Genomic DNA, 12806 nt, shown 5'->3' on the forward strand with positions numbered 1-12806 from the left:
GCTACGGCATGACCACGGCAGCCAGTATGTTTCGGACGTATTCCAGGACGAAATCGCCTTCCTGGGCATCAAGAGTTCTCCGTCCTATGTGCGTGAGCCGCAGGGCAACGGGATCGCGGAGCGCTTCGTGCGCACCCTCAAGGAAAACCTGCTCTGGGTCAGGCACTTCGACACGGTTGAAGAACTGAGACTGGCCCTGCTGGAATTCAAGGAAACCTACAATCGGGAATGGATCGTTGGCCGACACGGGTACAAGACCCCGGCCCAGGTCAGAAAGGAGCAGACCGCCCCGGTGTCAATAGCGGCCTGATTAGCGCAAATGAGTGTCCAAAAAACTGTAGACCGCTACAGGACGTGTCGGGTATGATCGGTATTGTGATACAATGGCAAAATAAAACTCAATGGATTAGGCCGATGCCCTGTCACCTCAAAGAGACTCCGAAATTAATAGCCTTCGTTTGACGTCCTCGTATTTCCGCATTAATCAGGATGCAAATACTTGGAAGCTAGAGACGCATATGCCACAAAAAATTACTAAGCTTGTCCGCCTACAAGGGTATCGGGTTTTTCACGATTTCACAAACCTGTGTCCAAAAAACCGGGCGCGGTACACGCATACACAGTGAAGAAAGATAAAAATATCCAGGAACTTGTTGACGAGTTCGTACACGGGCTCAACTTTTGGGACAAGCACGAAAAGTACTACCTGGAAGAGTTGATTCCTGGCTTTGTTGCCGACATTTCAATCGGGACTCCCCATGAACGAGAATTACTTCAAAAAATTAAAAATGAACTGACAGATAACGAATGGAATAGTCTCCCCGAGTTAGTTCTTCTCAGGCTCTCTGATGAATGGCAGGAGACTGAGAAAGAAGCGAGGGATAAAGAGCTAAAAGCACGAGAAAAGGCAGCAAAGGAAAAAAAGGTAAAAGAAGAACGTCGTATAAAGGAGCAGAAAGAGAAAGAGGCTCGTTTAAAGCAAGAACAAGAAGAAATGGAGCGTGCAGAACGGGAAAGGAGCGAAGAAGAAGCCAGAAAAATCATTAAAGCAAAAAAGATGAAATGGCTCAGGCAGTTTAGCCATCTTCTCCAAGACGACTATATTTCCGCAATTTCTTTTCTGGCGGAAAAGGACAGTAATGTTGTCTCTGACGATGAGGCCAATAAGATCATCGTACATTTTGTGCAGCAATGGGTAAAAAAAGAAACTGGTGTAAAGCTCGATAGTCAACAATCTTTAGCCGTTGGGCAGGCTGGTTGCGACGTCCAAGTTGTGGCGAGAGCTGGAAGTGGAAAAACACTTACTGTTGTAAGCAGGGCATTATTCCTTCAGAAGCACTGCAAGATACCTCCAAATGAAATATTACTAGTTGCGTTTAATAAGAAGGCAGCAAATGAAATTGAGACAAGGATGAAGTCTCATCTTGGAGAGTTAATCCCACATATCATGACATTTCACGCTCTTGCTTACTCAATAGTTCACCCTGAAGAAAATCTCCTCTTTGACGGTCCTGGAAATCAAGGCGAAGGCCTTAGCCGGGTATTTCAAGATGTGATTGACGATTGCCTTCGTGATGAACAATTTCTGCAACGAATTAGAAGCACCATGCTATCCCATTTTAAGGGTGATTGGGAGAGGATTGTCAGAGGTGGTTATGAGCTAAGTGGCGAACAATTTAAGATTTACAGACAATCACTACAAAGGCTGACGCTCAACAATGAGGAGGTAAAGTCATACGGTGAGAAGCTAATCGCCGACTATCTCTTTGAGCACGATGTTCAGTACAAATACGAACGGAATCACTGGTGGGGTGGAATTAATTATCGCCCTGATTTCACTGTTTTCAGCACAGAGGACTCAGGATTGATCATCGAATACTTTGGGATGAAGGGCGATCCTGACTATGATGAACAGATAAGACAAAAGCGCCAATACTGGGCATCCAAAGACGGTTGGACCCTGGTAGAAGTTTACCCAAAAGACATCAAGGAGGCAGATTACAGCGATATTGAATCCATACTAAATCCATGCTTACTTAAAATTGGATATAAATGCGAAAGACTACCTGAAGATACGATTTGGCAAAGGGTTAAGAAACGTGCTGTTGACAGTTTTACCAGAACAATGCGTGCATTCATCGGTCGGTGTAGAAAGGGCGACATCTCGCCGGATGAACTACACATTAAGTGCAATTCTTTTTCATTTAAGACCACCGTTGAGAAGAATTTTGTTTATCTTGCTATCCCAATCTATCGTGCCTACCTAGAACGACTCGAAAGCACTGGAGAGGAAGATTTTGATGGCCTTCTGCTTCGTGCTGCGGCGATGATAAAGGACAACCAGACAGCGTTTGAGCGTAAGCAATCAGCAGGCAACCTCAAAGACCTGAAGTATATTTTTATCGACGAGTACCAAGACTTTTCGGAGCTTTTTCTTAATCTTATCCGCGCTATCAAAACAGTAAACACTTCGGTAGAGTGTTTCTGTGTCGGAGATGATTGGCAGGCCATTAACTCTTTCGCCGGTTCAGACCTACGATTTTATAGGGAATTTAGAGAGTTCTTCCCGAATGGGAAAACCATCGACATTTCTTCAAACTACAGGTCTTGCGAGGTTGTCGTAGAGCTTGGAAACAGGCTGATGAAAGGGTTTGGAAAGCCTGCCCTATGTGCAAGTAGCGAAAAAGGCACAGCGTTATTTTGTGACCTAAGCCTCTTTTCTCCCAATCCAATTGAAGAGTCTAGACATCCTGGTGATGTTGTCACTCCTGCCTTGCTGAGGATCATCAATAGTCATATTGAAAGCAGTGAAATATCGATTTTGTCCCGCACGAATTTCATCCCTTGGTGCGTACACGGGAACAAGCAGTACGGAAGACCCAATGAGGTTAATTCATATGTTGGGGTGTTACGTAGCTTTTTTCCTGATCAATTGAAAGGGAATATAAACACGTCAACCGTACATAAATATAAGGGGCTTGAGAGCGACGTCACAATTATTGTCGATGCAAACCTGCGCAGATTTCCACTTGTGCATCGAGACTGGTTTTTTTCTAGAATACTCGGTGAAAGTATTGATGGAATACTAGAGGAAGAAAGACGACTGTTCTATGTTGCTTTAACAAGAGCAAAAAGTCATGTATATATTTTCTCTGAATCCCAAAAGTATTCACCATTTTTCGGTTTCTTTAAAGGGTATTCAGACTTTCGCAGCATAAATTGGTCTAGGTTTGAGCACCTTCCTGTCCACGGTGAAACAAGCTACATTGTCTCTGTGTACAATGGAACTGGCTCATCGTATCCAACCAGAATGATAAGTGATATGCTTCGCGCATATGGTTACAACTTTAAATATGACAAAAATAATTCTCACTGGGTCAAAATTTTGCAGGAAGTAGAGTATTCAGTTGAAAATATAACTAATGAACCTTGGACTAGAACAGCAAATGACGTTGAACTGCTTGTACATAACGATAGAAATGATTTGGTTTGCCACTACTACATACGGGATGGTAAGTTTATCAATCGTCTCGAGTGAAATAAACAGGGCAAATAAAGTGCTCGATGATTTTTATATCAAAATGGCATAACTAATAAACGAAAGTCTGCCTGTACAGAGATAGTATGTACAGGGATAGTATTCCCCTGACACCGCCGCCCCTGGCGGAGTGATTATCAGGCGGCCTTGGTGGTCGCCTTTTCCTTGCCTTTCGTCGGCTTGGGCTCCGCCGTCACAGGCAGAGTGGCCGTGGGCAGCCGTCTGAGGGTACGGCGGCTGTGGCAGCCCAATGCCTTGCAGGGATGCCCGCTCATGTCCTTGGGATGCTCCCGCAGGACGAGCCCCGGGCAGCAGGTCGTCCGCAATCCGTGCGCGTGGGTGCTGCTCCGGGGGGCAGTGCTTGTGTGCCGAGGAGAACGGGCGGTGGAGCTTTCGCCCCCGCCGCTCGCGATCTACCCCTCCAGCGCGGCGGGCAGCTCGGCCAGGGGCACGCAGGTCAGGCCCATGGCGCGCAGGTCGGCCACGTTGGCCTCGGCCACGGCCTGGGTGGCTGCCGAGCAGCAGTCGGTGACCACGATGACGCGGTAGTCCCGGGCCAGGGCGTCGGTGGCCGTGGCGCGGATGCAGTTGGGGTACTGCGTGCCGCCCAGGACCACCGTGCCCACGCCCAGGGCCGTCAGGCGGGCGTGCAGGTCCGTGCCGAAGAAGGCGCTGAAGCGCTTCTTGACCACGCAAGTCTCGCCGGGCAGGGGGCGCAGGGGCTCGACGATGCGCGCCCCGGGCGTGCCCGGCAGGCAGAAGCCCCCGCCGCCCGTGAACAGCCCGCGCCGGGTGATCTCGGCGTCGCTGCCGTCCGGCGCGTGCTCGCGCAGCACATGGAAGACGGCCCAGCCCCGGGCGCGCCCCAGGGCCAGCAGCCGGGCCAGGGCGGGCACCGTGGCCGGGGCTCCGGGCACGAAGAGCGGCCCCGTGGGCAGCGCGAAGTCCTCCTGCATGTCGATGATCAGCAGGGCCACGGCCTGCGCCCCGGCTTGCCCCTCGTCCTGGCCCTTGGGCTGGGCCGCGTCCTGCGCCTCACTTCGTTCCGCATCCCTCCCCGCGCCTCGCTCCGCGCCCTTCGCCGCGCCCCGTTCCTCGCCCTGCGCCCCGGGCGCGGTTCCTGCTCTCTTCATGCGTTCGCTCATGGCGTGGCCTCCCCGGGGCCCTGCTCCTCGTAGGGGCAGGTGCGGAAGAACAGGGTGTAGAGCACGGGCACCAGGATCAGGGTCAGGAACGTGGCCGCGAACAGGCCGCCCATGATGGTCGCGGCCATGGCGGCGAACAGCGGGTCGGTGAGCAGCGGGATCATGCCCAGGATGGTCGTCCCGGCGGCCATGACCACCGGGCGCAGGCGCGAGACCCCGGCGTCGAGCACTGCCCGCAGGCAGGGCGCCCCGGCCTGGCGGTTGGCCTCCACCTCGTCGATGAGCACGATGGCGTTCTTGATGAGCATGCCCGACAGGCCCAGGAAGCCCAGAATGGACATGAACCCGAAGGACAGCCCCGTGGCCAGCAGCGCCCCCGCCACGCCCACCAGGGCCAGGGGCAGCACCAGGAAGATGATGGCCGCGCGGCGCAGGGAGTTGAACAGGGCCACGGTGATGAGGAACATGCCCGCCAGGCACCAGGGGAAGATGGCGTAGATGCCCGCCTGGGCCTCGGCGGATTCCTCGTATTCCCCGACCCAGGTCAGGGTGTAGCCCGGGGGCAGGGCGATGGCCTCCAGGGCCGGGCGCAGCTCCTGGCGCAGGGGCTCGGCCAGGCCCCGGGCGGGGTTGCAGCGCACGGTGACGACGCGCTGGCGGTTCGTGCGCTCGATGAGCGCCTGCTCCCAGGCCAGGTCCGTGCCCTGGGCCACCTGGCCGATGGGCACGAAGCGGGCGCTGGCCGCGCTGAAGACCTGGACGTCGCCCAGGGCGTCGATGGCCGCGCGCTCGCTGGCCGGGGCCCGGGCGATGATCGGCAGCAGCTCGTCGCCCTCGCGGTAGACGTCCACGGTCTGGCCGTTGAAGTTCCATTGCAGGGCCTGGGCCAGCTCCTGGCGCGTCACGGCGGCGCGGCGGGCCTGGGCCTCGGCGAAGCGGGGCCGGACCACGCGCACCTCCTGGCGCCAGTCGGTGCGTACGTCGCGGGCGCTTGGCGCGGCGCGCATCGCCGCCTCGGCCTGGCGGGCCAGGTCGCGCAGCACGTCGAAGTCCGGCCCGCGGAACCTGGCCTCCACCTTCATGTCCACCGCAGGGCCGGTGGCCACTTTCATGCTGTAGGGCTCGGCGTCGGGGTGGTGGGTAGCGATGTGCTCCTCGATGCGCCGGATCAGGCCGTCGATGCGGTGGTAGTCGTCCACGCGCACCAGAAGCTGGCCGAAGGCGGTGTTGGGCTTCTCCACGTTGTAGGTGAGCATGAAGCGCAGGGCCCCCTGGCCCGCCAGGGCCGTCACGCCCTGCACGCCCTCCATGGCGCCCACGGCCTGCTGGATGGCCTCCAGGTCGGCCAGGGTGTTGTCGATATGCGTGCCCTGGGGCTTCCAGTAGTTGACCATGAACAGGCGCTGGGTGGAGTCGGGGAAGAAGGACTGGGGCACCAGCCCCATGCCCGCGAAAGCCGCGCCCAGCAGCGCCAGGACCAGGCCCATGGCCGGAATGCGCAGGCGCAGGGCGCCTTCCAGGAAGCGCCTGTAGAGCCGGAAGAACGGTTTGGCGTAGGGGTCGCCCTCCGCCCCAGTCCCGGGCACCTTGAGGAACCAGACGCAGAACAGCGGCGTGGCCGTCACCGCCAGCACCCAGCTCAGGCCCAGGGACAGGGCCATGACCTGGAACAGGCTGCGGCAGAACTCGCCCACGTTGCCCGGCGAGAAGCCGATGGCCGTGAAGGCCAGCACGGCCACCGCCGTGGCGCCCAGCAGCGGCAGCTGCGTGGCGGCCACCACGTCTTTGGCGGCCTGCTCGCGGTCCATGCCGCGCTGCACGCGCACCAGGATGCCGTCGGCCACCACGATGGCGTTGTCCACCAGCATGCCCAGGGCCAGGATCAGCGCCCCCAGCGAGACCTTGTGCAGGTCGATGTTAAGGACGGCCATGCCCGCCAGGGTGCCCAGGATGGTCAGCAGCAGCACGGCGCCGATGAGCAGGCCGCTCTGCCAGCCCATGAAGAGCATGAGCAGCACGACCACGATGACCACGGCCTCGGCGAGGTTGACCAGGAACGCGTCCACCGCCTCGGTGACCACCTCGCTCTGGTAGAAGATGGGGTGCAGCTCCATGCCTGCGGGCCGCTGGGGCTCCAGCTCGGCCAGGCGCTGGCGGATGGCCTCGCCCATGGCCACCACGTTGCCGCCGTCCAGGGTGGAGATGCCGATACCGATGGCCGGGTGCCCGTCCTGGAGCATGACGCTGGCGGGCGGCTCCTGGTAGCCCCGGTGGACGTCGGCCACATCGCGCAGCCGGACCATGCCCGAGGCCCCGCCGATGAGCAGGTCGCCGATGTCCTGCTCGGAGGCCACGGCACCGTCCGGGGCGATGCGCAGCCAGTGGCCGTCCACCTCGGCGCGGCCGCTGGCGGCCACGGCGTTGCGGCCCTGCAGGGCGGCGTAGAGCTGCCCGGGGGGGATGCCCAGCTGCGCCATGCGCGCGCGGTGCATCTCCAGGTACACGACCTCCTGTTGCAGGCCCCAGAACTCGATGCGCGCCACGTCGCGGCACAGCAGCAGTTCCTTCTTCAGGACCTGGGCGTAGGCCTTGAGCTGGGCCGGGGAGTAGCCCTCGCCGGTAAGGGCGAAGAACACCCCGTATACGTCGCCGAAGTCGTCGTTGATCATGGACGGCCCGGCCCCGGGGGGCAGGTCGGCCTGGGCGTCGCCGATCCGGCGGCGCAGTTCGTCCCAGACCTGGGGCAACTCCCCGGAGGGGATGGCGTCCAGGATGTCCACATAGATGTAGGACACCCCGGCCTGGGAGCTGGAGCGGATCTCCTTGATCTGCTCCATGGCCTGGACGGCCTCCTCCAGAGCGTCGGTGACCTGCTGCTCCACCTCCAGCGGGCTGGCGCCGGGGTAGAGGGTGGTCACCAGGGCGGTCTTGATGGTGAAGGACGGGTATTCGAGCTTGCCCAGACCCTGGTAGGCAAGGATTCCGGCCACGGCCAGGAAGCACAGCAGCAGGGTGGTGGTGACCCGGTTGCGCAGGGCGAAGGCGGCGGGGTTCATCATTGCGCCTGCTCCGCGCCCGCGTCGCCCAGAGGCCGCAGGGCCATGCCCTCGGTGATGAAGTCCACGCCCGCCGCGACCACCGGCTCGCCTTCGGCCAGGCCGTCCAGAACCTCCACCCGCGAGCCCTGGACCAGTTGCCCCGTGCGCACCTCGCGCCGGGTGGCCGTGGCGGTTTGCGGGTCGAAGACCCAGACGGCAGAGCGCCCGGCTTTGGGCCCGGCGGCGCCCAGGGCCGAGGCCGGAACGCTCAGGGCGCCCGGGGCCGACGGCCCCGTGGGCAGCAGCACCTGGCAGGTCATGCCCGGCAGGATGGCCAGCCCCTGGGGGGCGGGCAGGGCGAAGGTCACGCGGTAGGCCCGGGTGGCGGGGTCCGGCTCGGCGCTCCATTCCTTGAGCCGCGCCGGATGGTGCTGCCCGGGCCGGGCCAGGAACTCGACCTGTGCAGCGGGGGCCCCGGAGGCTCCCGGCGTCCGGCCCGGGGCCATGCGGGCCATGTCCGTCTCGGGCACATCGGTGTCGATTTCCAGTTCGGCGATGTCGCGCAGGGCCAGGGCCAGCTGCCCGGCGGCCACCATCTCGTGGTTTTCCACGTGGCGGGCGGTGACCAGCCCGTCGAAGGGCGCGCGCAGCACCGTGTCGTCCAGGGCGTGGCGCGCGGCGGCGAGCTGGGCTTCCAGGGCCTGGGCCTGGGCCCGGGCCGTGTCGTGGGCGCTTTGGGCGTTGTCGTAGTCGGCCTGGGCCACGGCGCCGCTTGCGAGCAGCGGGCCGGTGCGCCCCAGGTTCAGCCCGGCGTTGCGCTGGGCCGCGCGGGCCCCGGCCAGCTGCGCTTCCAGGGTGCGGATGGCGTCCTCGAAATCGCGCGGGTCGATGCGCAGCAGGGGCTGGCCCTTGCGCACCGTGTCGCCGGGGGCGACATGCACGGCCACCAGCGGCCCGCCCACGCGCAGGGCCAGCTCGGCCTGGCGCGCGGCGCGCACGGCGCCGGGGTAGCCGCGCCCGGGCCCGTCGCCCAGGCGCTCGGCCCGGGCCAGGGAAACCGCCCGGGGCTGGGCGGCGGCCTGTTCCTCGGGCTGCCCGGAGCAGCCCGCCAGAAGCCCGGCAGCCAGGGCCCATACGGTCAGCAGCAGGGTTGTGGTGCTTCTCATGCCTGTTCCGCCTCGCGGGCCGCGATGCCCAGGGTGTGCAAGGTCTGGTTCACGATCATTTCCTCCAATTCACGGAAATAGTCCTGGTCGTAGCCATCCTGCCCGATGACGCGGTGGATGGGCAGGGCGTAGTCGCAGTGGAAAAGGATGGGCCCGAGCATGGCCGCGTAGGCCATGGACTTGCGGCGCAGGGACATGCCCGGGCGGGCGTGGTCCAGCAGGCGGAAGAAGCGCTCGGCCTCGTGGCTGGCGAAGGCCTCCCAGACGACATCGAACAGCGCGCTGCCGCGCTGCATGGCCTGGTTGACGAGGCGCTGGTGCCAGGCCGGGCGTCGGGGGTCGAAGAGGTCTTCGATGTGCCCGCGCACCATGGCGCGCACGACCCGGGCCTGGACGCGGGGGTCGTCGAGGTCGGCGCCGTGGGCCTCGGCGAGCCTGCCCTGGTACTTCCCGCGGGGCCAGTCCAGGGCGTGGCGCAGCGCGGCTTCCAGCAGCCCCGCCTTGCTGCGGAAGTGGTAGTGGATGCTGCCGATGCCCTCCCCGGCGCGTTTGGCCACGGCGCGCGTGGTCAGGCGCGCGAAGCCGACCTCGGCGGCGAGCTGCCCGGCGGCGTCGATGAGCCGCGCGCGGGTTTTCTCGCTGCTGGCGTAGGTCGTTGCGGCGCGTTTGCGGGGGGCGGGGCGGGCCGGTTTTGGGGTGGAGTGCGTGTCGGACATGGCGAATGTTTATCGCGTGACCAAATTTTGTCAAGTGAATAAATTTGTGCCGCCCGGGAGGGGGCGGGGGAAGCGGCGGGCGGGACACGGGGGGCGGGTGGACGCGGCGGCGGAGCGCGGCGGCGGGGTACGGGGCGGGCGCTGCCCGCAGGGGCTGCGGCGGCAGGGCAAGCGGGCCTGGGGCGCAGGATGCCGACCCGGCGGAGTGCGGGCGGGTGGTGGCGGACAGGGGCGCGGGCCCTGGCCGGGAGCAGCCTCCGGCCAGGGCCCGCCAAGGCGGAACGGGGTCGGGTCAGTCCCCGGTGACGGCGCGCAGGGCGCGCACCAGGGCGGCGGCGTCCTCGGGGCCGGGGGTGGGGGCCAGGGGCATGAGGATGCCCAGGCCCTCGCTGGCCTCGTGGAAATCCTCCGCGCTCAGGGTGCTGACCAGCGCCGTATTGACCATGGCGTTGACGTGCAACAGGGCCCCGGCCAGTTCCAGGGCGGTCATGCCGGGCAGGTTGTTGTCGATGACCACCAGCTCCGGGGCGTGGGCGGCGGCCAGTTCCAGGGCGCGGGCGGCGCTGGAGGCGTGGATGACCCGCGCCCCGCCCAGGCGGACCAGTTCGTCGGTGAAGGGCGCCAGCTCCACGGGGCGCGGGCTGGCCAGGATGTGTATCGGCTGGGTCGTGGGCATTGTGGTCGTCTCCTTGTCAGCCCCGGGGGCGCCCGCAGCAGGAGCCCGGCCCGGCGCAGCCCGCCGCGCCGGGGGTCGAGCCGCAGCAGCCGGTGTCGCCGGGGCCGGGGTGGCTTTTGGGCGTCCTGCCCGTCAGGGAGCTGGGGGCCGAAAGCTGGCGGAAGGTGTCCGCGCTGCCGCAGGCCGGACAGGGCGGCAGGGGGCCGTCGCCCGGGGCGATGACTTCGTTCAGCGCGCCGCAGGTGCGGCACTGGATGTCGTACAGGGGCATGGGGGCCTCCGTGGGCGCTGTGCCCCGCCCGCGCCGGGCGGGCGGGGCGGGGCCGCGCGCCCGGCTAGTGGGCGCCGCCGCCGCAGGTCATCTCGGGGCGGAACTCGACCAGTGCGCCGCGCAGGAAGGCATCCACGGCCTGGCCAACGCTCGGCGCGTCCGCGCCGTGGAAGACGTGGATGCCCACCTGGTTGAAGCCCATGAGCGGGCGCATGCCCAGGCCCCCGGCGATGAGCACGCCCACGCCGTTGCCGGCCAGGTGCTGCACCGGGGCCATGCAGCCGCCCTGCTGGTGGGGTACGTTGGGCAGGGTGCGCACCCCGGCCACGGCGCCGTTTTCCACTTCGACCAGGGTGTACAGGGCGCAGTGCCCGAAGTGGGCGCCCACGGGGGCGTCCATGCCGCCGGGGGCCTCGGAGGGCACGGCGATGAGGGTCTTGTCCATGGTTCTATGCTCCTTGCGCGTTGAATGGTTGCAGGGGGGCCCGGCGGGCGGGGCGCCCGGCCAGGCGCAAAACGTGTTCCCAGGCCTGGGCCAGGATTTCCGAGGTCGGCGAGGGTGGCAGTTCGGTGACCACCTTGCTCTGGACCATGGCCTGGACGAAGGCCGGGTCGTAGGGCAGTTCGCCCAGGGGCGCGTGCCCCTGGTCGCGGCACAGGGCGACCAGCTCCGCAGCGGCCCCGGGGTGCAGGTCGGCCTTGTTGACCAGCACGGCCAGGGGCACCCGGAAGTGCGCGCACAGCTCGGCCACGCGCTCCAGGTCGTGGCGGCCCGAGGGCGTGGGCTCGGTGACGGCCACGGCCAGGTCCACCCCCGACAGCGAGCTGATCACCGGGCAGCCGATGCCCGGGGCGCCGTCGCACAGGATGAGCCCCAGCCCGCGCTCCTTGGCCAGGGCCCGGGCCTCGGTCTTGAGCAGGCTGACCAAGCGCCCGGAGTTTTCCTGCCCCGGGAAGAGCTGGGCGTGGACCATGGGCCCGAAGCGCGTGGCGCTCACGGCGCGGCGCCCGCAGTGGCGCGGCGGGAACTCCACGGCCCCGGCGGGGCACAGGGCCACGCAGACCTTGCAGCCCTCGCAGCGCAGCGCGTCCACGGCGAACACCGCGCCCTCCTCGCGGATGGCCCCGAAGCGGCAGGCCTGGGTGCAGACGCCGCAGCCCACGCACAGGGCGGGGGCGATGCGCGCCTCGTGGCCGGAGATGAAGTCCTCCTCGCGCTCGGGGCGCGGGGCCAGCAGGAGGTGCAGGTCCGGCGCGTCCACATCCAGGTCGCAGGTCACGGTGTCGCCCCGGCGCGCGGCCAGGGCCGCGAAGGCGCCGGTGACCGAGGTCTTGCCCGTGCCGCCCTTGCCGCTGATGATGACGATTTCGCGTATGCCGTCACGCATGGGCGGCCTCCGTGCGGTTGCAGCGCGAGCGGATGGCGTCGCGCAGGGCGGTGAACACGGCGCGCTGCCCGGGCCCCAGGTCGGCCACCACCTTCCCCCGGGCGTAGCCCTCGGCCACGGCGCGGTCGAAGGGAATCTCGGCCAGCACGGGCAGGGCCCGGGCGCGGCAGAACTCCTGCACGGCCAGATCGCCCACCCCGGCGCGGTTGACCACCACGCCCATGGGCGCGCCCAGGGGCGCGAAGGCCTCCACGGCCAGGCGCAGGTCGTGCAGCCCGAAGGGCGTGGGCTCGGTGACCAGGACCACGAAGTCGCTGTCCATCACGGCGCTGACCGCCGGGCAGCTCACCCCGGGGGGCGCGTCCACCACCGCGTCGGCGGGCTCCTGGGCCAGCATGGCGCCCAGGCGGGCCTTGACCCGGCGCATGAGCGGCGGGCTCATGGCCTCGCCCACGCGCAGGCGGCCCATGAGGAAGCGCGCCCCGCGCGCCCGGCCCCAGGCGACCTCGCCCAGCACCCGCTGGCCCGTGCCCACGGCGCCCTCGGGGCATACGGCCATGCAGCCGCCGCAGCCGTGGCACATCTCGGGGAAGGTCAGCAGCGTCTCGCCCATGAGGGCGATGGCCTTGAACTGGCACAGCGCGGCGCAGGCCCCGCAGCGCGTGCAGCGCGCGGTGTCCACCACGGGAATCTCCAGGGCCGCGTCCTCGCTCCCCTGCTGCTCGGGGTTCAGGAACAGGTGCAGGTTGGGCTCCTCCACGTCCAGATCCACGGCCACCAGGGGCGCGCGCCAGACCGCCGCCAGGGACGCGCTGATTGTGGTCTTGCCCGTGCCGCCCTTGCCGCTTGCGATGGTCACGATCATGGC

12 protein-coding genes are annotated in these 12806 nt (G+C 64.8%); 2 read left to right on the plus strand and 10 right to left on the minus strand.

The genetic code is table 11. The features are described from left to right. Both G495_RS0102945 and G495_RS21555 read left to right on the plus strand, forming a co-directional pair. Positions 1–310: integrase core domain-containing protein (locus G495_RS0102945; protein WP_028586583.1), on the plus strand; the 310-nt coding region annotated here is incomplete at its 5' end. A 312-nt stretch (positions 311–622) separates the two neighbouring features. Next, on the plus strand, positions 623–3538 hold the full coding sequence (locus G495_RS21555; RefSeq protein ID WP_156939556.1) for a UvrD-helicase domain-containing protein: 2916 nt from the start codon (positions 623–625) through the stop codon (positions 3536–3538). A 137-nt stretch (positions 3539–3675) separates the two neighbouring features. Here the strand turns inward: G495_RS21555 and G495_RS21560 are convergent, their stop codons facing one another. The 10 genes from G495_RS21560 to G495_RS0102995 form a co-directional block, all read right to left on the minus strand. Beyond that, complete coding sequence (locus G495_RS21560; protein ID WP_156939557.1) at positions 3676–3813, minus strand: hypothetical protein; 138 nt, start codon at positions 3811–3813, stop codon at positions 3676–3678. A 138-nt stretch (positions 3814–3951) separates the two neighbouring features. Continuing rightward, the gene (locus tag G495_RS0102955; RefSeq protein WP_245588358.1) at positions 3952–4683 is read right to left on the minus strand and encodes a cysteine hydrolase family protein; all 732 of its coding nucleotides are present in this window, start codon (positions 4681–4683) and stop codon (positions 3952–3954) included. Continuing rightward, entirely contained in the window at positions 4680–7742 is a 3063-nt protein-coding gene (locus G495_RS0102960) for an efflux RND transporter permease subunit (protein ID WP_051445007.1), read from the minus strand. Before G495_RS0102960 ends, G495_RS0102955 begins: the two co-directional genes overlap by 4 nt. Beyond that, positions 7739–8887 carry an efflux RND transporter periplasmic adaptor subunit gene (locus tag G495_RS0102965; RefSeq protein WP_028586586.1) on the minus strand — a complete coding sequence of 383 codons (1149 nt, stop codon included), beginning with the start codon at positions 8885–8887 and terminating at the stop codon, positions 7739–7741. Before G495_RS0102965 ends, G495_RS0102960 begins: the two co-directional genes overlap by 4 nt. Next, positions 8884–9603, minus strand: coding sequence for a TetR/AcrR family transcriptional regulator (locus tag G495_RS0102970; protein WP_028586587.1), 720 nt, complete (start codon positions 9601–9603; stop codon positions 8884–8886). Before G495_RS0102970 ends, G495_RS0102965 begins: the two co-directional genes overlap by 4 nt. Before the next feature lie 292 nt (positions 9604–9895). Further along, complete coding sequence (locus tag G495_RS17300) at positions 9896–10279, minus strand: ANTAR domain-containing protein (protein ID WP_051445008.1); 384 nt, start codon at positions 10277–10279, stop codon at positions 9896–9898. Between the two features lie 16 nt (positions 10280–10295). Further along, positions 10296–10550 (minus strand): FmdB family zinc ribbon protein, encoded by a 255-nt coding sequence (locus G495_RS0102980; RefSeq protein ID WP_028586588.1) that lies wholly within the window; start codon positions 10548–10550, stop codon positions 10296–10298. 64 nt (positions 10551–10614) lie between these two features. Further along, on the minus strand, positions 10615–10995 hold the full coding sequence (locus G495_RS0102985) for a NifB/NifX family molybdenum-iron cluster-binding protein (protein ID WP_028586589.1): 381 nt from the start codon (positions 10993–10995) through the stop codon (positions 10615–10617). Between the two features lie 4 nt (positions 10996–10999). Beyond that, positions 11000–11926 (minus strand): ATP-binding protein, encoded by a 927-nt coding sequence (locus G495_RS0102990; protein WP_028586590.1) that lies wholly within the window; start codon positions 11924–11926, stop codon positions 11000–11002. Between the two features lie 4 nt (positions 11927–11930). Continuing rightward, positions 11931–12803: an ATP-binding protein gene (locus G495_RS0102995; protein ID WP_028586591.1), complete on the minus strand. Its 873-nt coding sequence runs from the start codon at positions 12801–12803 to the stop codon at positions 11931–11933. Positions 12804–12806: the final 3 nt, after the last annotated feature.

The organism is Desulfocurvus vexinensis DSM 17965, assembly GCF_000519125.1.
GTDB lineage: Bacteria > Desulfobacterota > Desulfovibrionia > Desulfovibrionales > Desulfovibrionaceae > Desulfocurvus > Desulfocurvus vexinensis.